The organism is Paenibacillus brevis (genome assembly GCF_018919145.1).
In the GTDB taxonomy this organism is placed as follows: domain Bacteria; phylum Bacillota; class Bacilli; order Paenibacillales; family Paenibacillaceae; genus Fontibacillus; species Fontibacillus brevis.
Genome location: NZ_JAHLQJ010000009.1, coordinates 160,191 through 180,605, shown reverse-complemented (window position 1 = coordinate 180,605; position 20,415 = coordinate 160,191). Strand labels below are relative to the sequence as shown.

Genomic DNA, 20,415 nt, shown 5'->3' with positions numbered 1-20,415 from the left:
GATAGATCATTTGTTGCGTTGCTACCCTGTTCGATCGTCCTAGACCCTGCTTCCTCTTAATGAATGCCTTACCTTTTCATGCCCTGGCTGCATGGAAATGCTCTGTACTCCGCTCCTTAGAATCTGTTTGCGCAAGAACGGATTGTACATGAACGGGCACTTCATCAGCTTGGCATACATTTTCATTTGAATGGGAAGCGTCTTGAATTGATAGCTTTTGTTCGGTTGCAGGCTGCGGGCATTCAGCACTTCACTCAGGGTACGCGCACTATTGATGGCCGAACTGATCCCTTCCAGCGAACTTGGGCTTATGAAGCCGGCCGCCTCGCCAATCAGGAACGCATGATCCCTTCCGCAGCTAAAGTCATGAAATGAAGCCGGCCGAAGTACCATGCACGCTTCTGTCTTGATCGGTTCTCCAAACTGGAATCCGATGCTCTGGATCCTCTCCTTTTGCAAGTCGAAGTGTTCCCTCGGCTTATCCATAAGATAAGCGCCGCCAAAGATAAAGTGATTATCCTTGGAAATCGACCAGGAGTAACAGTCCGTGATCTTCTCGTCAAAAATGCAGGAATAGAACGGCGAATCGTGCTGCTCGGGAAACCACTGCTGAATGGCCATGTAGGTCCGTATCTTTTTATCCGGGTACAAAAAGCGCCGCACCAAAGAATTCGCTCCGTCTGCTCCAACCAGATGCTTGGCCGTAATCACATGTTTTATTTTATTCTCGTGAAACGTGATCTGATAACCGGAGTCCACCCTCTCCACAGCAGAGCATCGCGAATGGTCATGAACCTCTACATGTCCTGGAATAAGCGATTTCAGCCATAAGTCGAATTTATGCCGGTCCACATTGACATAAGTCCGCTGATAGTGGCGAATAAGCTCCCGCTCCTGATCAATGGTTTTGACGGCAAAAATCTGCGGGTCAACGGTTACCTCCTTGGGCAGCGTCAGGTTCAATTCTGCAAGCGCCTTTTGAGCATCAGATGACAGAAGACCGCCGCAAGGCTTCTGAAAGCCTTGGTCATAAGTATATTTCATGTCTATGGCTATTACGCGAAATTCCTTGCTGAGCAACTGAGCCAGGATGGAGCCTGCCGGTCCCAATCCGATAATGGCGACATCATAATGGTTCATCCTTACACTCTCCTTAACATGATCATCCAATTTGAGTTTATTATAGCTCAATTTCAGATTAAAACAATAATTAATTATTGTATTTCATATATTTTTTATTGTTTATCAATAAAAAAAGGAAAGTAATAGTGCCGATGTTCTCCGGATCATTTCTATCATGGCGGCAGCGCTTTTAAGCATCACCTGTCTAATTTCACAGTCGGTAGTGGACAGGCAGACTGTGACCGCGAACCACGGCTGACGCCCAGACCGCCCGCTTTCAATCCATCCGGAACACCTGATACCGCTTGCGGTACTCCCCGGGCGTCAGCGCGGTCGTCCGTTTGAATAAACGGGCAAAATAGTTATAGTCTTGAAAGCCGCACAGCTCCCCGATTTGACTGAGCGTTCGCTCCGTGTGGGCCAGCAGACGTTTAGCCCGTTCCACCTGCAGATGATGCCTGTAGACCAGCGGGCTCATTCCGGTGTATTGCTTCAGGCAGCGCGCCAAATAATCAAAATGGTAATGAAGCTCCCGTTCCATTTCCGCCGAGTCAAACGGAGTCTCCAAATGGTGCGCCAAATAAGCGGCGACCTGTTCGCTGAGCAGAAAGGAGCGAGATAGCGGCCCCCTCGCTCTCATGCCGCTTTGCAGCGCAAGCAGTAATCTGCCGAACACAACCTGCAGCTCATAGGAACGGTACAGCGTCAGCACCGCATGCAGCACCACCATTTCGTCCAGCAGCGGCCGGATCTCCCTCAAATCTACCGGGCCGAATTTAGGGATATCTACAGCTCCGGGATGAGGCTCGATATCCTGATCCGTCCGCTGCATCGGGGGCTGCTTCCAGTTGTTTTTCTCGGTTAACAGCGCCTTGTTGTCCTGTGTATCTTGCTTTTGTGGATAACGGAAGTGTATCCAGTACACCTCCGTTTCGACCTCAGTCGGACGATAGCCGCGATGGTGTTTGCCCGGCTCCAGCACGAGCATTTTTCCCCCGGCAATTTCGTATTTCACGCCGTCCTCTTCCATATACAGCACCCCGCGGATGCAAATAATCAGGTCATAGGCATCAAAGGTACGTTCACCGTGCGTAACTCCCGGCTGCCAAACCGCGCGCCCTACCGCGGCAAGCAGCGGGAACGGAGGAACCTGCAGCTCCAAAACCAGCATCCCGTCACTCCTTAAACTAAAAAGTAGAAATCGTACGATACACGGTCGATATTGTCGGCTTAATCAAGGTGACAAATCGAGTAAAGTGGTAGATATCATATGATTATTATATTGAATAATAAGGAGACAGCAAACATGAGATTCCGTCAGGTTCATCTCGATTTCCACACCTCCGAGGCCATTCAAGGCATCGGCAGCCGTTTTTCCAAACCGCAATTCCAGGAAATGCTCAAGCTGGGGCACGTCGACTCCATTACCGTTTTTGCCAAATGCCATCACGGCTGGGCATACCACCCCAGCACTGCCAATGAAATGCACCCGCATCTATCGTTCGACCTGCTTGGCGCACAAATCGAAGCCGCTCATGAAATCGGCGTCAAGACACCGGTATATCTTTCGGCGGGGTTGGACGAGAAGCTGGCCCGCCGGCATCCCAACTGGCTGGTGCGCAACCAGAAGGAGCAAATCGGCTGGGCAGGCGATTTCATGTCGCCGGGTTACCACTTGTTTTGCATGAATTCGCCGTATCTGGACGTGCTGGCCGAGCAGGTGCACGAAGTGGCGGAGGGTTATGACGCGGACGGTATCTTTTTGGACATTGTCGGCGTGCGAGAGTGCTACTGTCAATATTGCGTAACCGAAATCCGCAGACGCGGCTCCGATCCCCGCAATACGGAGGATATGAAAGCGCTGTGGGAGGACACGTATCTGAAATACGCCAAGCGTATGAATGCGACGGTTCACGCAGTTAAGCCCGGCCTGCCGGTGTTCCATAACAGCAGCCACGTATCCCGGGGGCGGCGCGATCTGTCGTTCGTCAATACCCATCTGGAGCTGGAATCACTGCCGACAGGAGGCTGGGGTTACGATCATTTTCCGCTTTCGGCCAGATATGCCCAAGGGCTTGGTCTGGACTTCCTGGGCATGACCGGGAAATTCCATTTATCCTGGGGAGAATTCGGCGGCTTTAAGCATCCGAACGCACTGCGATACGAAGCCGCGCTGAGTCTGGCCAACGGCGCCCGCTGCTCCATCGGCGACCAGCTGCATCCGGAGGGCTTTATGGACCCGGCCACCTATACCCTGATCGGAGAAGCTTACCGGGAGGTTGAGGCTAAGGAGGAATGGTGCCGCGGCACGGCCTCGGTCGCCGACATTGCGCTGCTGTCCGTCGAGGCTGCCGGGCATGCTTTTGGCCGCACAGATGCGCCGCTTGGCCAAGCGGATACAGGGGCGGTGCGAATTTTACTGGAGGGGCATTATCTGTTTGACGTTATCGATACGGAAAGCGATCTGGGAAAATACAAAGTGATCGTACTACCGGACTCTATTGCCGTGACCGCACCGCTGAAAGCCAAGCTGAAGGATTTTCTTCGCGGCGGTGGGAAGCTGCTTGCTACCGGCCGCTCCGGACTTGCGCCGGATGTAACGCGGTTTGAGCTTGATTTTGGCGCAGAATGGCAAGGCGTCTCTGCATTTAGACCGGCATACCTGCGGCCCGGCTTTGAGCTTCCTTCCCTGCGAACGGCCTCCTTTGTGATTTATGCGGAGGGCATGGAAGTATCGCTTGTACCAGGCGGAACCCGGCTGGCCAGTCGCGAGAATCCATATTTCAACCGTGATTTGTTCACCTTTTCCTCGCACCAGCATACGCCGTCCAATCTGCAGGATGCAGGCCCCGGCATAACAGAAGGGCCGGACGGCATTTACATTGCTTGGAATCTATTTGAGGATTATGCCTTGAAGGGCAGCTTGCCGGTCAAAGAGATAATAACATACGCGCTGGACCGGCTGCTGGCCTCGGGGGCCGGCGTGCAGGTGTCCTCCAGGCAGCCGTTGGTTGCCGGAATGCAAACAGACCAAACGGGCATAGCCGCCAAAACGCTGACCGTCGCCCTGCCCGCGCAAGGCGTGACTACGCTGCAGGCACAGACCGCCAAAAACCGCTGGGTCCATCATCTGTTGTACGGCCCGCCGGTGCGCCGGGGGGAGAACGTGGAGATCATCGAGGATTTGCCGACGATTATGGAGACACCGGTTGCCATAGCGGCAGCCAGACCTGTACGCGAGGTGTATCTCGCCCCGCAGCGTACGCCGCTTCCTTTTCAGCAGGAAAACGGCGTGGTCCGCTATACCGTTCCCGCATGGTCCTGCCACCAGATGGTGGTGCTGGAATTCTTCATTCAGGACGAACCCCGGTGAAGAAAAAGGAGTGTCCCCTCCATCATCATAGATGACAAAGGGGACACTCCTTTACAAATTAAGAATTCATATATACAGCCTTGCCTGTCTTCGCGGATTCATAAATCGCTTCAAGAATCTCCGAGACAACACATGCTTGCTCAGGCGTTACGACCGGCTCCAGATCTTGATCCACGGCCCGGATCCAGGTTCTCATTTCCGTATCCGCATCATTCTCTGCTTTCCCTTCATAGAAGGCAACCCCGCCAGAGCCAAGCTCGGCTTCCTTCGTGTACAGACGGCCATGCTCTTCTCCGTTGATCCGAAGACCGTTCTTCATATCAGCCCCTGCTTCCGTTCCGCTCAGGCTGCATTTGGCCTCATGCACATCGAGCGTGTTCAGCGCCCAGCTGGATTCCAGCATCACTGTAGCGCCATTTTCCATGACAACCATCCCGAAGGCGGAATCCTCTACCGTGAACTTGGCAGGATCCCATGGACCCCAAGCGTTAGCAGCATTTTCGCGCTGTGACAGCTCATGATATTTCGTTCCGAGAACAACCTTCGGTTTGTAATTGTTCATCATCCACAAGGTTAAATCCAGGGCATGCGTACCGATATCAATGAGCGGTCCTCCCCCTTGCTTCTCTTCATCGAGGAACACGCCCCAGGTTGGCACGGCTCTTCTGCGAATGGCATGGGCCTTGGCGAAATAAATATCTCCCAGTTGTCCTTCTTCAACCAGCTTCTTCAAATGCAGGCTGTCCGGACGGAAACGGTTATTGTACCCGATCGTCAGCTTCTTGCCGGTACGTTTGGCAGCTTCAACCATTCTCCGTGCATCCGCAGCGGTCTTGGCCATCGGCTTTTCGCACATGACGTGCTTGTCGGCCTCAAGAGCCGCAATTGTTACCTCGGCATGGAAATCATTCGGGGTTAGCACATGCACGATATCGAGGGATTGATCCTTTAGTAGCTCCCGGTAGTCGGAGTATACTTGTGCGCCCTCGGCACCATACTCGCGTGCGGCCTTCTCAGCGCGTTCCACCACGATATCGCAAAAAGCTACGACTTCAACATTATCCAGCTTCTTCAAGCTTGGCAGATGCTTTCCGTTTGCAATCCCGCCGCAGCCAACAATCCCAATACGATATACTTTACTCATTTTAAATTCCTCCCAGTTTATATAGTTTCCACTTTAAATTGCTTGCTCTTGCGATATTCTGCCGGTGTCATGCCAATCTTCTTGCGGAATACGGCATGCAAGTAAGTAGCATTCGCAAATCCCTCCGACTGGGCAATCTGCTCAATCGACAAATCTGTTTCCTCCAGCCTTTTACAAACCGACTTTAGCCGGATATCCTCCAGCAGCTTGCTGAAAGGCTTCTGTGCATCCATCTGATGAAAGGTCCGCTGCAATTGACGCGCACTGATATTGAGCTTCTCAGCTACATTCTCCAGCGTTAAGCTGGAGGAGGAGTTCGCTTCCATATACTGCACCGCGTATTGATAGCGATAGGCCGTCATATTGCGGATCGGCGCCTCCGTCGTAATCACGCCGGCATCATAGGCCCGGACCGCCTTCATTAGAATGGTAAGGACCAGTTGGCGGATCGAGGTGTAGTATCCGGAGTATCGCCCGTCACACACCTGATAGGCCTCCAGGAAGCAAGCCATGGCCCCGTGCCGATCCTGCTCCGGCTTGCGGGGAAGATTGCACAGCTTCTCCATGCATTCCTCCGCCTCGGCCGCTTCCCAAGGATCGCATTCATTCCGCTCTATCGGAACGATATCGACATGCAGGCACAGCTCATCCATCGCTTCTTCGGAGGATGCGGCCTGATAATGAACGACTCCCGGTCCGGTCAGGTAGAACATTCCCTCCGACAAGGCAAAGGTTTGATCCTCCAGAATCACGATTCCCTTCCCCCGCGGAATAAAGTGAAATTCATACTCCGCATGGTTATGAAAATCAATCACATGACCCCGGTCAAATGAAATCAAATGAATTCTAAGCACCTTGATTCTGTAGTAGCCCCAGTCAACCTGAATGTCCAGCCGTTCAAGCAAATCCCGCTTCTCAAACATCACCTCATACGGAAATGACGTTTTATGCCTGAAATCGGTCATGGAAGAAGTGCGCTGCCTTCAAGAGGAATGACTCTTCCTTCCTGTGCCGAACGATTGGCCGCTTCCATCAGACGGGTCAGCTCGATGGCCGTCTGCACATTTGTGCTGGCGGTCGTACCGTTTTGAATATGCCCTACCCATTGATCGAAAGCGCTTTCCCGATTGCTGCGCAGCGGATATTCCCGCCAAGCCTTTCCGCCGTTCTCATCCAGATTCGACTTAAGCAGAAGCTTATCCTCTGGCGTGCCGTACAGCAGCGTTCCTTCTGTTCCATGAACCTCGATCGTAAATGGAGAATGACTATTCACGAATCCTGCTTCAACTACGCCGACAGCACCGGATGCCGTTTGCAGCGTTACCACTGCATTATCCTCTACTTCCTTGCCTGTGACATAGCCAAAATTCGCGCTGACACCGCTTATTTCTTCTCCAAGGAAAAGCCGAGTCAAGTACATCGGATGGCAGCCCAGATCAATCATCGCCCCGCCGCCGCACTGCTCCCGGTTATAGAAATGCTCAGGAAGCCAATTGGCCAGCGCGCCATTGTGAGACAAACGGACTCTCGCATAAGTGACCTTTCCGAGCAAGCCCTTGTCCAAAATATCGTGAATAGCAAGTGTATATCCTGCATTTAAGCGCGGCAGAGATACAACAAACGTTAACTTGCGTTCCGATACCGCGGCTACGATCTCGTCAACTTCCTGTACCGTAGGCGCAATTACTTTTTCCGTGAAAATATGTTTGCCTGCCTGCGCAGCCTTCAATATCACCTCTTTGTGCCTGTTGGTCGGCGCATCCACAATGACTGCGTCCAGGTCATCACTTGATAGCATTTCATCCAGCGAAGCATAGAATGGAACTCCCAGCTTGTCAGCTGCCGCTTGACCACGGACAGGATCCTCATCCCAGACAGCAACGACGATCGTATCCGGATGATTCAGCGCTTGCTCCGTGTATTCCCATGCATGCACATGCCAAAAGCTGATTTTTCCGACTCGAATACTCATAAACATGGCCTCCTAGCTTATATGAAATTCTGACATCTGTTGATAAAGTACCATATTCAAACACATTTAAATAGTGTATTTATACGACAATTCAATATATAAAATCGCGACACACTATCATGGATATTCAGGGTTAATTTTACCTCGGAGGTATTTTCCATTTTATTTCCAATAAGTGTGGGTTGTTCCCCCTCTGGAGCTGATTCTATAATGCTAACAGGAAAGGAGGCATGCCCAATGATGAAGCGCAGATTGCTAACCTTCATATTATTGGCCGTGATCGTGGGACTGCAGCCCGTGACCTCGAACGTCCACGCTGCCCCATCCGTACAATACGGCAATACCGTGGGTGATATATGGGATTTACAGTACCGGTTAAAGGTACTCGGTTATTATGCCCCATCGCTGGACGGACAGTACGGAACGCAGACCAAAGCGGCAGTCGCCAAGTTTCAGCTGGCTTATGGTGTCCATGCAGACGGAATTGCAGGCAGCCAAACCTGGAGCTTATTGAGAAAACACACCTTGAACCTCTACGAGATGGACATTTTGGCTAAAATCATATACAGCGAAGCCCGCGGCGAGTCCTATACAGGTCAGGTTGCGGTAGGAGCAGTTGTCATGAATCGTATTCAGTCACCGGATTTTCCCGATACGATCTCGGAGGTGGTGTTTCAGCGTGGCGCCTTTACAGCTATTGACGACGGTCAATACTGGTTGACGCCTGACAGAACCGCCTATCTGGCAGCTCAGGACGCCGTTCGTGGCTGGGACCCTTCAGGAGGCTCGTTGTACTACTTTAACCCAAACACCGCAACAAGCAGCTGGATTTGGTCCAGAACGCAAAACGTAAAAATCGGCAATCATATCTTTGCAAATTAATTCCTCCGGGCACGCCCGGAGATACATAACAAATTCAGGATAGTTGGTTTTAATTTAAAATTTAAGTAGAATAGGAAGCGAGAACACAGAACCTGGAGGATATGATGAAAAAATTTTACGTCGTAGGAGTATTATTAGCATTTGTTCTGCTTGTAACGCCGCATTCTGCTTTTGCCCATACCCATATGGTGTCTTCTTCACCGGAGAAGGATGAGCAAGTCGAGCAGCCGATTCATCAGATTCAGCTGGACTTTCATACGGACATCGCTCCGCTAAGCTCCTTTACGGTCACCGGAGAGCAAGGCGCAATTGAACTGGAGGAGATTCAGGTCGAGGGTGCCCGGATGACCGGGTTATTGGCTGGGGACTTGGAGAACGGAACCTATACAGTGGATTGGAAAATCGTCGGTGAAGACGGGCATCCGATGGAAGGAAGCTACTCCTTCTCCGTAAATGTTCCCGAGTCAGCAGTGACTGAGGAACAGACAGAACCGTCAGCCGAAGACACTTCATCAAATGCCGATACGCCGGCAAATGATAACAACGGCAATGCAGCTACGGATGAGTCCGTCACAGCCGTTGATCCTGATACAAATTCAACCGAAGTAACAGATACAGCAGTCGTCAAGGAACCTTCATCGCTTTCCATGCCGATGCTTATTGCTGGGATTGTGATCATTGCAATTATTCTTGCTGTTGTACTTGTCGTCATGCGGAGACGCCGTTCATGATCTATTGGCTTGGAGAGCCGCTGCTTTATCTCTGCTTTGCGGTTATCATAGGCTGGCTTGCTGTCATTCGTGCCGGAGAGACCGAAATCGCCGCACGGATCCCCAAGCCGTTTGTGATCATGTCCATCATTGGAATTAGCTTGCTCTCCTTTCTTCCCGTATTAAGAATCGTACTGTTCTTTGCGGGGAATGCCGGCTTTGTTGTATCTTTGAAAAATGTCCTGTTTACCCTTGCAGAAGGTAAAGCCTACGGCTGGACCCTGTTATTCTGCCTTTTGATGTTGTCAGCGATGTGCATCAAGCCTTTGCTCATCTCCATCCGGAAGGCTGGTTGGGGCTGGTGGCTGTGCTGTATCCTTTGTCTTGGCCTGGCGGTCGCTACCAACTGGTTCAGCCATATGACGGCAAACTATGGACCAGTTGGCCTTCTCGTACATCTCATTCATTTTCTGTCCGTCATGATCTGGTCCGGAATCTTGATAGCAGCAGGATGGTTCAAGCCTGTGCCTTCACCTTGGTCTGGTTTTTTGAGATGGTTTCACATTCTGGCGATGATCGCCATGACTCTGATTATAGGCTCCGGCTGGCTGATGTCCGCGGTCCTTATTCCGCAGCTTGCAACGGCAGCCGTCTCATCTTATGGGAAAGCTTTACTGCTGAAGCATCTGCTGATCATCCCCTTGCTGCTATTCAGCTTCATAAACGGGTTTCTTGTCAAAAGCAAGCTGTCTCAGGACCACTCCTATCAGCCGACTTCCTGGATACGCGCTGAGGCCGTGCTGGTGCTGGCCATTTACATCATGACTGGATATATGAATCAGCAGGCCACTCCAGAGTCGCAACCTGATCCGCCTTCAGGTCTAGTCTTGCAAGGGCATCCCTCAGCTCTTCTTTATCTGGGCCTGGCCATAGGATGTTTAGCTGGACTGATGGCTGTATACCGCCGGAATAAAAAGGCGTACCTGGCTCTGCCGCTTAGTCTGGTCTTTACGCTTGCGTCCTATCAGGCGGTAATGTTGTTTATCTCCTGATGTCAGGCATTCAAAACAAAAAGGTTCATCCTTTAAAGCCTTATCGGCTGCAGGATGAACCTTTTTGTTTAAGAGGTAGCATTTAGAATACTTTGGTTGTCCAGGACTCGCAATTCCAAGTCTCCGTCACCACATCCCGGTAAAATTCCGGTTCGTGGGAGATTAGCAGAATGCTGCCCTTATAAGCTTTCAACGCCCGTTTCAACTCATCCTTGGCATCTACATCCAGATGGTTCGTCGGCTCGTCAAGTACCAGAATATTCGTCTCGCGGTTAATCAGCTTGCAAAGACGAACCTTGGCCTTCTCTCCCCCGCTCAATACAGCAACCTTGCTCTCGATGTGCTTGGTCGTCAAGCCGCATTTAGCCAGCGCTGCCCGTACTTCAAACTGCGTAAAGGAAGGGAACTCGTTCCAGATCTCTTCAATACAAGTATTATAGTTGGTTTCTTTGGCTTCTTGCTCGAAATAACCGATTTCCTGGAGTTCACCCAAATGAACAGATCCGCTAATAGCCGGAATTTGACCCAGAATACTGCGCAGCAGAGTGGTCTTTCCGATGCCGTTCGCACCAACAAGCGCGATCTTCTGTCCGCGCTCCATCCGAAGGTTCAGCGGGCGGGACAGCGGCGAATCATAACCGATCACTAGGTCTGTCGTCTCGAAGATCAGCTTGCCCGAGGTTCTTCCATCCTTGAAATTAAACTGCGGCTTCGGCTTTTCCTTAGCCAGCTCGATAATATCCATCTTGTCCAGCTTCTTTTGCCGGGACATGGCCATATTGCGCGTGGCTACACTCGCCTTGTTCCGGGCCACGAAATCCTTAAGGTCAGCGATTTCCTGCTGCTGGCGCTTATAAGCGGACTCGAGCTGTTGCTTCTTCGCTTCATGCACCTGCAAGAAATAGTCATAGTCCCCGACATACCGGTTCAACTCCTGATTCTCCATGTGGTAGATCAGGTTGATAACGCTATTGAGGAACGGAATATCATGGGAAATCAAAATGAAGGCATTCTCATACTCCTGCAAGTAGCGCTTGAGCCATTCAATATGCTGCTCATCCAAATAGTTGGTTGGCTCGTCGAGGAGCAGAATATCAGGCTTCTCCAGCAGCAGCTTGGCCAAGAGCACCTTGGTCCGTTGTCCTCCGCTCAGATCATTGACATCCTTCTCCAGGCCGATATCGGTAAGTCCCAATCCGCGTGCCGTCTCTTCAATCTTCGCATCGATCAGATAGAAATCCTGATTCGTCAGCGTATCCTGAATCGTGCCGACATCCTCCAGCAGCTGCTCCAGTTCCTCCGGGGTGACCTCACCCATTCGGCCGTACATGTCATTCATTTCCGCTTCCAGATCGAACAAATATTGAAATGCTCCGCGAAGCACGTCGCGAATCGACATCCCCTGGCTCAGCACAGCATGCTGGTCCAGATAGCCAACCCGTGTACGCCGTGCCCATTCTACCTTGCCTTCATCAGGCTGCAGCTTGCCAGTGATAATGTTCATGAAGGTAGATTTCCCTTCTCCATTGGCACCGATCAGGCCGATATGCTCCCCCTTCAGCAACCGGAAGGAGACATCCGTAAAAATCGCACGGTCTCCGAAGCCGTGACTAAGTCGTTCAACGTTTAATATGCTCATGAATCTACACCTTTTCTATTTACGATATATACCGTCATATTATATATGCAATGAGGGTCATTCAACAAGTCACTTGCAGAGGATGTTCAAAATGTTATCTGTTGCCTTTTTGAGCCTGAACTTTAACGCAGGAATGATTCATACCAAAAACTCCTGCCCATCAAAGAACCTCAGTTCTTCCCGGCAGGAGCTGGCTTGGTAAAAATTATGAAACCGAAATTCGAATTCAGCAGCTCTGATTACTCCTCTTGATTGGCTTCATATTGCTGCTTCAGCAGCGCGAACAATACCGCATCGGCGAATTGTCCCTTCTCATAGAAGCACTGCTTCAGATATCCTTCCTCATGAAAACCGGTCTTCTCAAGCAAATATCTTGAACGGATATTGTCCGGATCAATAAAAGCCTCAATGCGGTTCAGTCCCAGATCCTCGAAGCCAAAGCGCATGACCTCTTGCAGCACCTCGGACATTACGCCCTGTCCCCAATAAGCAGGATTCAGCTCATAACCGATCTCCGATTTGAAATGCTCTCTGGACCAATTATGGTAACCACAGGTTCCGATCACCTTGTTGTCGGGTTTGACGGTGATCGCCCAGCGGAACCCCTTCTTCTCCAGATAGCGGCTATTCCAGGCAAAGATAAGTTCTTCAGCCTGGCTCAGCTCAACAAAGCTCTCCAAATCATAATACCGGGTCACTTCATCATTAGAGAAGTAATGAAACAAATCTCCGGCATCAGCCGACGTCAATTTGCGCAAAATAAATCTTTCCGTCTCTAATTGGGGAAATAACGGCATCTCGCTCGTCCCTTTCGCGCTGGAATAACAAGTCAAATTTAACTTCATTATAGGCGAAATGCCGGGATTGAGAAAGGTTTTTCCTAAAGAGGCAGTTCAAAAAGACAGCTTTTGAATACGCACTGAAATTTAAAGTTCTGATGCTACCGTGAAACGCTCGCGAATATGTTTAGGCTGTTCAATCTCGTCAACGACAGCAACTGCAAAATCCTCATAGCTCACATAGCTGTCTCCGGCTGAATTGACAAGCACATGGTCCTTGCCGGAAATATAGGTTCCCGTACGGCGTCCAAGCGCAAAGGTTGCCGATGGACTCAGATAGGTCCAGTTAAGTCCTTCCGCAGCTTGCAGCGCCTCCAGGTTCTTGCCTGCATTTGATGCCGTTGGATACACGAAGTCCGGGAATTCCGGCGTATCCATCAGCCGCAGTGATTGATTCTCATCCACAAACAAGCTTCCTGCTCCGCCGACAACGAACAGGCGAGTGTCCGGTTTATTCCGCAAAGCCTCGATCAGCACATTTCCTGCTTCCACATATTGCTCCTCTTGTCCGATCGGAGCTGCGAATGCGTTAACGACCACATCAAAGCTTTCAAAGTCTGCTGCAGTTAATTTAAAGATGTCTTTTTCAATGTAAGCAGTGTCCTTCTCCTCAAGCTTGGACCCATCCCGTACAATCGCAGTAACCTGATGACCTCTTTGCTTTGCTTCTCCCAAAATACGGCTTCCAGCCTTCCCGTTCGCTCCAATAACCGCAATCTTTGCCATGTTTCTTTGTCCTCCTAGGTTTTAAATTAATTAATGAGATGAATTACTTAATCAAGAACTACTAGCTTGATCCCGTTACCGAATGGATCCTTGAGCGCAACTCCTTGCTGACCTTCAAGCTTTGCAAATGCTGTTCCCTCTGCATCAAGACGGTTCAGAATTTCCTGCAAAGATGCTTCATCCGGGATAAGAATGGAATAATATCTTAATCCTGCTGCTTGCTCAGGAGCCGGCGGGGCCCCCTTGCCTGCCCAGGTATTGAGACCAATATGATGATGATATCCGCCTGCGGAGATGAATAGGGCTGCATCTCCATAAGTTGTGATTCGATCGAATCCAATGACATCGCAGTAGAAATGCTCCGCTATTTGTAAATCACCGACATGCAGATGGATATGCCCGATCTTGGTGCTGGCGGGCACCCCTTGCCAGCCAACCCCCTCGGAGATCGCCATGAGGCCGCTGACATCCACCGGATCCGTGGTCATGATGATGCCTCCATGTTCGTCTCTCCTCCAGGTATCCCTTGGGCGGTCTGCATAAATTTCGATCCCGTTGCCGTCAGGATCGTCAAGATACAGGGCCTCGCTGACAAGATGATCGCCCTGACCAACCGGAATCTGATGACGGATCAGATTCCGCAACGTTACTCCCAGCGAACGACGATCCGGCAGTAGAATCGCAAAATGGTATAGCCCTGAAGTTCTGCGGTTGCGCTGCTTCTGGAAGAGAGGATTCTCCTCAAGAACCACCAACGGATGTATGCCGTCGGCACTCAATTCAGCTATAGCTCCCTCCTGGCGAAGCAGCTTGAGACCGATCACTTCTTGATAAAATCGGAGCGAGGTCTCCATGTTGCTTATTTTTAATTGTACAAGTCCTATTTCAGTTCGAGGATGGATCCTGTTCATATTCCGCCCTTCCTTTCGAGCTCCTATTTTTGACTGTAACCACTTCAGTTACATCAACTTGTAACCATTATAGTTACAGAATGACGACATTGTCAAGCAGAATTTATAAAGAACAAAAAAGCCCCCATGACGGGGACTTTATCTAATCTGCTCCGGTGCATTCTGGTTATCATCGCAGACAACATGATTCAGCCTGCCGACAATCTCTTCCAGACTCACCTTCGCCAAGGTCTGCTCCATGGCATGCTGAGCCGCGGAAAATACCGGCTCGATGGATTCTTGTATATGCTTGCCGACCGGACAGTTGGGATTCGGCTTCTCATGAATCGCGAACAGACCATCCTCTTCGACGACCTCAACAGCACGATAAATATCCAGTAGTGTAAGCTCGGAGACGGAACGAGCCAGCCGCGTTCCCGCTACACCCGGACGAACCTGAACAATACCCGCTTTATTTAGCATGCCCAGAATCCGGCGGATCACTACAGGATTCGTGTTCACGCTGCTTGCAATATAATCGGAGGTATTTACTCCGTCTTTATTTAGTTCCAGCAAAGAAAGTGCATGTATTGCTACGGCAAACCGGGAACTGATCGTCATGGTTGACCCTCTTTTCCTTCTTGATGTAACTATCATAGTTACAAATACTCGGAAATGTCAATTCCCTTTGTCACTTCTTCACTGAAATCAGCGTTCAAATAAATTGCCAAGACCGCCTAATACACTGCCCTCATCCTTACTGCCGCGGCCATAACGGGCTGAAGACAACACACGATCCGCAAGACGGCTGAATGGCAAGGACTGAACCCAGACCTTACCAGGTCCGCGCAAGGTGGCGTAGAAAAGACCTTCGCCTCCAAACAAGGCTGTCTTCACGCCTTTAACCATCTCGATGTTATAATCCACCGATGCGGTCATGGCAACGAGACAGCCTGTATCCAGACGCAACACCTCTCCTGGTGCAAGCGTCCGCTCCAGCACTAGCCCGCCGGAATGAACAAAGGCCAATCCGTCCCCCTCCAGCTTCTGCATAATGAAGCCTTCGCCGCCGAAGAAGCCTGTCCCCAACCGGCGCTGAAATTCGATTCCTAGGGACACGCCTTTGGCTGCACATAGGAAGGAATCCTTTTGACAGATAATCTTACCGCCAAGCATGGAAAGATCCATAGGAATGATTTTCCCGGGATACGGTGAAGCAAAGGTGACGCTCTGACGTTGATAGCCTTCATTCGTAAAAACGGTCATGAACAGCCCTTCTCCGGTAAGCAGACGCTTGCCCGCTCCCATCAATTTGCCCATCAAGCCGCCGCCCTGATTGCTCCCGTCGCCAAAGATCGTCTCCATGTGGATATCCTGATCCATCATCATGAAGCTGCCGGCCTCGGCAACGACGCTCTCTCTTTGGTCGAGTTGAATTTCCACGCATTGCATTTCTTCCCCAATAATGCGGTAATCGATATCATGTGCCGCCACGTCATTTCCTCCCCAGATATATAAATTCCCTATGTAATATAGTCGCGCTCCTCAGCTCTCACAACTGTTCCAACATAATTAGCATATGTTCAAGCATCTGCGGTAAGTCCTGAATCACTTCTTCACCGAATCTGCGCATGAAATGAACGGAAATTTCGTTGAGCGGGAGTGCGTCGGACTGACCGTATATCGTTGAAATTCGTTGTGTCTGTCCCACATGCCGTCCCCAGATTTCTGTGACCAGCTGCTCAATGCGAGGACAATCTGTGGCGGGATCTCGAACATATTTGAAGAATACAGGCTGCATATGGCATCCCAGCGTGACAGAGCCCAGTTCCATGATTTCACCTGCCAAATCCTCTGTATCGGCCCATAATCTAAGCTCTGCCCATGTGTCCTTCTGCTCCGGCAAGGTGAATTTGATCGCGTAAAACCGCGACATGGCTGACAGCTCGATTCTGTCCGTCCGCCCTATCACTTGCAATTGTCCCTCAGAGTCCATGTCGTAAACGGCTCCTTCAAGCACAACCTTCAGATTGTCGAATACCGTAGGATCAAACATAAGTCCCTCCTTAAGACTTCAATATTGAAGCGATAACAGGATAAGATATGAGCGGCCGAACCTCGGTGATCGCTTGTACTGCATTCGGATGCTCGCCAAGCAGTCCGTTTTGCAAATAGGCTGCGCCAAATCCGCGCTCCTTGGCTCCATTATAAGTGAATGTAACACAGTGCTCAGCGGCGAAGCCGCATACAATTACAAAATCAACGCCCTCCTGCCGAAGCACCTCCTCCAGATTTGTCTTCCAGAAGGCGTTCGACCATTCCTTATGAAGTATTAATTCTCCCCCTGTCAGCTCAATTTCAGGAATGACTGCGAAGTCCTCCGAGTCGATTCCTCCTTCAATCTCGATGTCCTGGATAACCACAATAGGCTTGCCCGCATCCCGAAACAGATTGGATACATAGTTAATATACTGGCATACCTCTTCTACCTCGCCCCGCTTCCTTGGACCAGGAATATGTCCTTCCTGTAAATCAATGATCAATAATGCAGGATTCATATACCAACCTCCTTTCAAATAAATGGATTTTCTATGAAGTTGCTTCTATTATACACGTTTCAGGAAGGACATGGGAACCTGCAAACCAAGCGGGCAGCCCGCGGATCAGAACGGGGCTGCCCAAACTTTCTTATGGCTTCAAGACTACTTTGATACAACCGTCTTTCTTGTCATTGAACATGCTGTAAGCATCCTCAGCCTGATCCAGCGAGAGCCGATGAGTAATAATATCGGTGGGATCGAGCTTGCCGGATACGATTTGCTGATAAAGCTCAGGGATTAGGTGAATAATTGGAGCCTGTCCAGTCCGGATATTCACATTACGCTCAAATAAATCTCCGAACGGGAACATGTTGTATTTCAGGCCGTAGACACCGGTAACCTGGATGGTCCCGCCTTTACGCACGACCTTCGTTGCCGTATTGAAGGCTTGAAGTGAACCGCCTTGCAGCATCAGTGCGGTCTCGATCGTTTCAGCTACCGATTTTTTGGCATCCAATCCGACGCAGTCAATGACTACATCGGCACCGCCACGCGTGATTTCCTTCATATGCGCTTCAAAATCGTCAAATTCCTCGAAATTAAAAATTTCCGCCTTGTTTGTAGTTTTCGCATGAGCGAGCCGATATTCCAGATGGTCCACGGCAATCACACGCTTCGCGCCTTTCTGCCAAGCGAATTTCTGCGCCATCAGGCCGATGGGCCCGCAGCCCAATATCATGACCGTGTCTCCAGGCTTTACCCCTCCATTGATAACGCTCCAATAGGCTGTCGGAATAACGTCGGAGAGGAACAACAGCATCTCATCCTCGATCTCCGCATGCTCAGGAACTACAAAAGGAACGAAATTGCCGAATGGAACTCTAAGCAGCTCTGCCTGTCCTCCAGCATAATCGCCGTATCTTGACGAATAGCCGAAGTAGCCCCCTGTATCCCGTTCCGGATTGGCTTGATCGCATTGGCTCTCCAGTTGGTTCTTGCAGAAGAAGCACTCCCCGCAAGCCACGTTGAACGGAATGATGACGCGGTCTCCCTTCTTGATTCGCTCCACGGCGGGACCGACATCAGTCACAATCCCCATTGGCTCATGGCCGATCACATAATCATCGTACATCCCCGGGACTTCCCCATTATAAATGTGCAGATCAGATCCGCAGATCGCCGTTGAAGTCACCCGAATGAGAATATCATCCTTTTTCTCCAGCTTGGCATCCGGTACCTCCTTCACCCGAACAGCTCTCTTTCCTTGATAGGTTAATGCCTTCATCCAATGTGCTCCCTTCATCTCTTTGGCTTCCTTATCAGGCTTTCCTATTCAAGATGAATTACACGGAATCTTTATAAGTTGAGACACTGATTTGTGCGCATGGGTAACATAGCTTCTTCAGCTCAACTTATATAGTAATCCATGAATTTAAAAAGCACCTTGTCCCCTGGAAAGGCAGACAAAGTGCTTTTGGTTTGCATAAGAGATGTTATTCGTATACCGTCATCCCGCGTACTTGCTTGGCCAATTCGATGTACGGCCCTTCGGCAAGGTTGTTAAAGGCAAGATGCGTAGCTCGCAAGCTCAATAATCGATCCCCGGGCTGAACGCCGAATTGCTCCCAGGTATGCAGGGGCAGACGGATATAGTGATCCGAGGCCAGATGCGTCCAGCAAAATACACGCTCTTTAACACTGGAAACATGGCCGGGAGGCACCTGGAAGTTCTGGATCTCCGGAACGGCGGCAAAAACCTTCGCGAGGGGTGAATTATCAATCAGTTCTTTGCATACGACGCTGAATCCTTTTGCCGTATTGCGTCCAGACATCAGAATCACGTTGGAATTCGTACGAATCCCGTACTCCTGCAGGGCCTGATCCGGCAGGTAAAAGGATCCGTCGGGCAGTATTTTACTCCAGGCATAAAAGTACTTCCCGTTTTTGGCGGTTACTGCCATTTCTTATCATCCCCCGAGCATTTTTGATTAACCAATTTATTAGATTAATCATCTCGCAAGGAGTGGAGCTGGTGATATGATTTTCCTCACCAAAAAAGAGGTTGTGGAAAAGTTTTGGGACTACAGACTGATCTCTTCTGTCTTCGAATCCATATAAATTCTGTAGATTTTCACGATCACGATTTTCGCGACCATATAGGTCGGAATTGCTAGAATCATACCGAGAATCCCTGCAAAATCACCTGCAATCAAGAGCAGAACGATCGTAGTCAGCGGATGGATATTAATTGTTTTTCCGTAAATGTAAGGTGCGACCAGATTCCCTTCGATCTGCTGGGCTGCTACAACAATGATGATCACCCCGATCACCATGGTCGGTGATACCGTAAAGGCCACAATGACGCAGGGGATTGCTCCCAGCAAAGCGCCGAAATAAGGAATGAAGTTGAACAAGGCTCCTACAATGGCCAGCAAAAGCGGATACGGAAGTCCGATACTCCAAAATCCGACGAAGCTCATAATGGCAAGCACGATAGCGCTGATCATTCTGCCCGCGATGAACCCTTTTAGCATGCCGTCGATTTCGCTAAGGACGGAGTGGGCTTCGCCGCGGTATGTCTTGGGAACCGTCCGCAACAGCGCCGGTCTGACCCTTTGGTCTTCCTTCAGCATGTAGTAAAGCATGATCGGCACTGTCCCCACTACAATGAAGAAGTCATTCAGGAAGGTGAAGATGTGAGATACATATCCGCTCGCTTGCTTCAACCCCTGATTGACGTACTCGGTTATCTTTTCCATCAACTGTGTGTTCTCGGTTTGCAGCATGGACATGAATCGATTGTCCCGAATCGCATTGAACTGCGCCTCCAGGCTCGTGACCAGCTTCGGAATGTTGTTGCCAAAATCGATGATCTGCTTCTGGAGAGGTGGCCAGACCAGAATTAGAAACAAGGCGGCCAGGCCGGCAAACAGTAAATAAATCAGCAGAATCGACAGCATTCGATTGAGCTTTCTGACCTCAAGGAACTGAACGATCGGTCTAAGCAAATAGTACAGAAACCCGGAGATCGTGAATGGAACAATCAGAATCTGTACCAGTGTCTCTAGCGGATTGAAAATGAATTTCACCTTGTGTATCAAATAAATAATGGTGAGAATCATAATGGTGCCAAGGGCTCTTCTGTAAAAAGGCTTATCCATCATAGGCAGCCTCTCCCTTCACGATTTCCTATGTATGGCTGGCTACGCTTCAAGCGTGGCCTGGGCTGCTTCCAGCAGCGCATCAAACCAGTCATCATCCTCTTCAAGCGCAGCGTCGACCTGCATAAATTGCGCCTCTATTCCGGATTCATGGGCATAATTAAGGCTGTAGTCCCACTCCTTCCCCCTCTTGCTAAAGAAGGTGACCTCGTAGGCTGCTTTGTGTCCTTCAACCTCAAAGACGGTTTTACCCAAAAAAGCCCCTTCGGAATCTTTATGCATGGAGGCTTCCACAATGTTAAATTTCATCGGTGCAAACTCCCTTTCTACGTTTTTGTAGTGAAATTGATTTCTTCTATTGTCAA

The 20,415-nt window shown here is 50.1% G+C and carries 21 protein-coding genes; 4 read left to right on the top strand and 17 right to left on the bottom strand.

Features of this window, described 5'->3' with window-relative positions; all coding sequences use genetic code 11:
- Positions 1 to 39: 39 nt before the first annotated feature.
- Entirely contained in the window at positions 40 to 1,140 is a 1,101-nt protein-coding gene (locus tag KQJ23_RS12175) for an FAD-binding protein (protein ID WP_216479150.1), read from the bottom strand.
- Positions 1,141 to 1,399: 259 nt separating this feature from the next.
- Positions 1,400 to 2,293 (bottom strand): AraC family transcriptional regulator, encoded by an 894-nt coding sequence (locus tag KQJ23_RS12170; RefSeq protein ID WP_216479149.1) that lies wholly within the window; start codon positions 2,291 to 2,293, stop codon positions 1,400 to 1,402.
- Positions 2,294 to 2,428: 135 nt separating this feature from the next.
- On the opposite strand from KQJ23_RS12170, the gene KQJ23_RS12165 reads away from it, so the two are divergent.
- A complete protein-coding gene (locus KQJ23_RS12165; RefSeq protein ID WP_216479148.1) occupies positions 2,429 to 4,495 on the top strand; it encodes a beta-galactosidase trimerization domain-containing protein in 2,067 nt (688 codons plus the stop codon).
- A gap of 58 nt (positions 4,496 to 4,553) precedes the next feature.
- On the opposite strand, the gene KQJ23_RS12160 is transcribed toward KQJ23_RS12165, so the two are convergent.
- From KQJ23_RS12160 to KQJ23_RS12150, 3 genes are read right to left on the bottom strand one after another with little or no spacing between them, the layout of a single operon-like run.
- Positions 4,554 to 5,639 carry a Gfo/Idh/MocA family protein gene (locus tag KQJ23_RS12160; protein WP_216479147.1) on the bottom strand — a complete coding sequence of 362 codons (1,086 nt, stop codon included), beginning with the start codon at positions 5,637 to 5,639 and terminating at the stop codon, positions 4,554 to 4,556.
- 17 nt (positions 5,640 to 5,656) lie between these two features.
- Entirely contained in the window at positions 5,657 to 6,604 is a 948-nt protein-coding gene (locus KQJ23_RS12155) for a helix-turn-helix domain-containing protein (RefSeq protein WP_216479146.1), read from the bottom strand.
- Positions 6,601 to 7,611: a Gfo/Idh/MocA family protein gene (locus KQJ23_RS12150; protein WP_216479145.1), complete on the bottom strand. Its 1,011-nt coding sequence runs from the start codon at positions 7,609 to 7,611 to the stop codon at positions 6,601 to 6,603. Before KQJ23_RS12150 ends, KQJ23_RS12155 begins: the two co-directional genes overlap by 4 nt.
- A 240-nt stretch (positions 7,612 to 7,851) precedes the next feature.
- Here KQJ23_RS12150 and KQJ23_RS12145 point away from each other — a divergent pair, with 240 nt between their 5' ends.
- From KQJ23_RS12145 to KQJ23_RS12135, 3 genes are all read left to right on the top strand, one after another.
- Positions 7,852 to 8,493 (top strand): cell wall hydrolase, encoded by a 642-nt coding sequence (locus tag KQJ23_RS12145; protein WP_216479181.1) that lies wholly within the window; start codon positions 7,852 to 7,854, stop codon positions 8,491 to 8,493.
- A gap of 104 nt (positions 8,494 to 8,597) precedes the next feature.
- Positions 8,598 to 9,224, top strand: a complete 627-nt coding sequence (locus tag KQJ23_RS12140) for a copper resistance CopC family protein (protein ID WP_216479144.1) — start codon at positions 8,598 to 8,600, stop codon at positions 9,222 to 9,224.
- Positions 9,221 to 10,255 carry a copper resistance D family protein gene (locus KQJ23_RS12135; RefSeq protein ID WP_216479143.1) on the top strand — a complete coding sequence of 345 codons (1,035 nt, stop codon included), beginning with the start codon at positions 9,221 to 9,223 and terminating at the stop codon, positions 10,253 to 10,255. Before KQJ23_RS12140 ends, KQJ23_RS12135 begins: the two co-directional genes overlap by 4 nt.
- Positions 10,256 to 10,337: 82 nt before the next feature.
- Here KQJ23_RS12135 and KQJ23_RS12130 read toward each other — a convergent pair whose 3' ends face one another.
- The 12 genes from KQJ23_RS12130 to KQJ23_RS12075 form a co-directional block, all read right to left on the bottom strand.
- Entirely contained in the window at positions 10,338 to 11,894 is a 1,557-nt protein-coding gene (locus KQJ23_RS12130; RefSeq protein WP_216479142.1) for an ABC-F family ATP-binding cassette domain-containing protein, read from the bottom strand.
- 239 nt (positions 11,895 to 12,133) lie between these two features.
- Positions 12,134 to 12,691 carry a GNAT family N-acetyltransferase gene (locus KQJ23_RS12125; RefSeq protein WP_216479180.1) on the bottom strand — a complete coding sequence of 186 codons (558 nt, stop codon included), beginning with the start codon at positions 12,689 to 12,691 and terminating at the stop codon, positions 12,134 to 12,136.
- 129 nt (positions 12,692 to 12,820) lie between these two features.
- A complete protein-coding gene (locus tag KQJ23_RS12120; protein WP_216479141.1) occupies positions 12,821 to 13,459 on the bottom strand; it encodes an NAD(P)-dependent oxidoreductase in 639 nt (212 codons plus the stop codon).
- 47 nt (positions 13,460 to 13,506) lie between these two features.
- On the bottom strand, positions 13,507 to 14,370 hold the full coding sequence (locus tag KQJ23_RS12115; RefSeq protein ID WP_216479140.1) for a VOC family protein: 864 nt from the start codon (positions 14,368 to 14,370) through the stop codon (positions 13,507 to 13,509).
- Between the two features lie 138 nt (positions 14,371 to 14,508).
- On the bottom strand, positions 14,509 to 14,970 hold the full coding sequence (locus KQJ23_RS12110) for an Rrf2 family transcriptional regulator (RefSeq protein ID WP_216479139.1): 462 nt from the start codon (positions 14,968 to 14,970) through the stop codon (positions 14,509 to 14,511).
- A gap of 87 nt (positions 14,971 to 15,057) precedes the next feature.
- A complete protein-coding gene (locus KQJ23_RS12105) occupies positions 15,058 to 15,843 on the bottom strand; it encodes a TIGR00266 family protein (RefSeq protein WP_216479138.1) in 786 nt (261 codons plus the stop codon).
- A gap of 58 nt (positions 15,844 to 15,901) precedes the next feature.
- The gene (locus KQJ23_RS12100; RefSeq protein WP_216479137.1) at positions 15,902 to 16,405 is read right to left on the bottom strand and encodes a hypothetical protein; all 504 of its coding nucleotides are present in this window, start codon (positions 16,403 to 16,405) and stop codon (positions 15,902 to 15,904) included.
- A gap of 10 nt (positions 16,406 to 16,415) precedes the next feature.
- Positions 16,416 to 16,907 carry an isochorismatase family protein gene (locus KQJ23_RS12095; RefSeq protein ID WP_216479136.1) on the bottom strand — a complete coding sequence of 164 codons (492 nt, stop codon included), beginning with the start codon at positions 16,905 to 16,907 and terminating at the stop codon, positions 16,416 to 16,418.
- Positions 16,908 to 17,037: 130 nt separating this feature from the next.
- A complete protein-coding gene (locus tag KQJ23_RS12090; RefSeq protein WP_216479179.1) occupies positions 17,038 to 18,174 on the bottom strand; it encodes a zinc-dependent alcohol dehydrogenase in 1,137 nt (378 codons plus the stop codon).
- Between the two features lie 208 nt (positions 18,175 to 18,382).
- Positions 18,383 to 18,850, bottom strand: a complete 468-nt coding sequence (locus tag KQJ23_RS12085; protein ID WP_216479135.1) for a hypothetical protein — start codon at positions 18,848 to 18,850, stop codon at positions 18,383 to 18,385.
- A 120-nt stretch (positions 18,851 to 18,970) separates the two neighbouring features.
- Positions 18,971 to 20,053 carry an AI-2E family transporter gene (locus KQJ23_RS12080; protein WP_216479134.1) on the bottom strand — a complete coding sequence of 361 codons (1,083 nt, stop codon included), beginning with the start codon at positions 20,051 to 20,053 and terminating at the stop codon, positions 18,971 to 18,973.
- Between the two features lie 39 nt (positions 20,054 to 20,092).
- Positions 20,093 to 20,359 (bottom strand): hypothetical protein, encoded by a 267-nt coding sequence (locus tag KQJ23_RS12075; protein WP_216479133.1) that lies wholly within the window; start codon positions 20,357 to 20,359, stop codon positions 20,093 to 20,095.
- Positions 20,360 to 20,415 lie beyond the last annotated feature (56 nt).

Excerpts from the sequence above, each read along its gene's own strand:
- KQJ23_RS12140 (WP_216479144.1), top strand. The coding sequence starts at position 8,598 with ATGAAAAAATTTTACGTCGTAGGAGTATTATTAGCATTTGTTCTGCTT.
- KQJ23_RS12130 (WP_216479142.1), bottom strand. The coding sequence starts at position 11,894 with ATGAGCATATTAAACGTTGAACGACTTAGTCACGGCTTCGGAGACCGT.
- KQJ23_RS12135 (WP_216479143.1), top strand. The coding sequence starts at position 9,221 with ATGATCTATTGGCTTGGAGAGCCGCTGCTTTATCTCTGCTTTGCGGTT.
- KQJ23_RS12125 (WP_216479180.1), bottom strand. The coding sequence starts at position 12,691 with ATGCCGTTATTTCCCCAATTAGAGACGGAAAGATTTATTTTGCGCAAA.
- KQJ23_RS12115 (WP_216479140.1), bottom strand. The coding sequence starts at position 14,370 with ATGAACAGGATCCATCCTCGAACTGAAATAGGACTTGTACAATTAAAA.
- KQJ23_RS12155 (WP_216479146.1), bottom strand. The coding sequence starts at position 6,604 with ATGACCGATTTCAGGCATAAAACGTCATTTCCGTATGAGGTGATGTTT.
- KQJ23_RS12175 (WP_216479150.1), bottom strand. The coding sequence starts at position 1,140 with ATGAACCATTATGATGTCGCCATTATCGGATTGGGACCGGCAGGCTCC.
- KQJ23_RS12090 (WP_216479179.1), bottom strand. The coding sequence starts at position 18,174 with ATGAAGGCATTAACCTATCAAGGAAAGAGAGCTGTTCGGGTGAAGGAG.
- KQJ23_RS12085 (WP_216479135.1), bottom strand. The coding sequence starts at position 18,850 with ATGGCAGTAACCGCCAAAAACGGGAAGTACTTTTATGCCTGGAGTAAA.
- KQJ23_RS12145 (WP_216479181.1), top strand. The coding sequence starts at position 7,852 with ATGAAGCGCAGATTGCTAACCTTCATATTATTGGCCGTGATCGTGGGA.
- KQJ23_RS12170 (WP_216479149.1), bottom strand. The coding sequence starts at position 2,293 with ATGCTGGTTTTGGAGCTGCAGGTTCCTCCGTTCCCGCTGCTTGCCGCG.
- KQJ23_RS12160 (WP_216479147.1), bottom strand. The coding sequence starts at position 5,639 with ATGAGTAAAGTATATCGTATTGGGATTGTTGGCTGCGGCGGGATTGCA.
- KQJ23_RS12075 (WP_216479133.1), bottom strand. The coding sequence starts at position 20,359 with ATGAAATTTAACATTGTGGAAGCCTCCATGCATAAAGATTCCGAAGGG.
- KQJ23_RS12120 (WP_216479141.1), bottom strand. The coding sequence starts at position 13,459 with ATGGCAAAGATTGCGGTTATTGGAGCGAACGGGAAGGCTGGAAGCCGT.
- KQJ23_RS12150 (WP_216479145.1), bottom strand. The coding sequence starts at position 7,611 with ATGAGTATTCGAGTCGGAAAAATCAGCTTTTGGCATGTGCATGCATGG.
- KQJ23_RS12095 (WP_216479136.1), bottom strand. The coding sequence starts at position 16,907 with ATGAATCCTGCATTATTGATCATTGATTTACAGGAAGGACATATTCCT.
- KQJ23_RS12100 (WP_216479137.1), bottom strand. The coding sequence starts at position 16,405 with ATGTTTGATCCTACGGTATTCGACAATCTGAAGGTTGTGCTTGAAGGA.
- KQJ23_RS12080 (WP_216479134.1), bottom strand. The coding sequence starts at position 20,053 with ATGATGGATAAGCCTTTTTACAGAAGAGCCCTTGGCACCATTATGATT.
- KQJ23_RS12165 (WP_216479148.1), top strand. The coding sequence starts at position 2,429 with ATGAGATTCCGTCAGGTTCATCTCGATTTCCACACCTCCGAGGCCATT.
- KQJ23_RS12110 (WP_216479139.1), bottom strand. The coding sequence starts at position 14,970 with ATGACGATCAGTTCCCGGTTTGCCGTAGCAATACATGCACTTTCTTTG.